Origin of the sequence: Leptolyngbya sp. CCY15150 (assembly GCF_016888135.1) — a bacterium.
In the GTDB taxonomy this organism is placed as follows: domain Bacteria; phylum Cyanobacteriota; class Cyanobacteriia; order RECH01; family RECH01; genus RECH01.
The window spans coordinates 1-329 of sequence record NZ_JACSWB010000089.1; the positions used below are offsets into that span (position 1 = coordinate 1).

The 329-nt window shown below is 59.3% G+C and carries 1 protein-coding gene; it reads right to left on the reverse strand.

The window, feature by feature from the left end:
• On the reverse strand, nucleotides 1–329 hold a 329-nt coding region (locus tag JUJ53_RS25375), incomplete at both ends, for a calcium-binding protein (RefSeq protein WP_275415712.1).

Genomic DNA, 329 nt, shown 5'->3' on the forward strand with positions numbered 1-329 from the left:
CAAGAGGCGATCGTTACCGACTTCTCCTAAGAGGCGATCGCTTCCATCGCCGCCGAGTAGGATATCGTTGCCAGATCCACCCACAAGGCGATCGTCCCCGGTGCCGCCATTCAAGGTGTCATTCCCCTCGCCCCCTAAGAGGCGATCATTTCCCTCGCCCCCCAAGAGGCGATCGTCTCCGTTGCCGCCATTTAAGATGTCATTACCGGTACCGCCATTCACAGTATCGTTCCCCTCGCCCCCCAAGAGGCGATCGTCCCCACCGCCGCCATTTAGGGTGTCATCCCCTTCGCCGCCATCCAAGGCGTCATTCTCTTCAGTGCCATTCA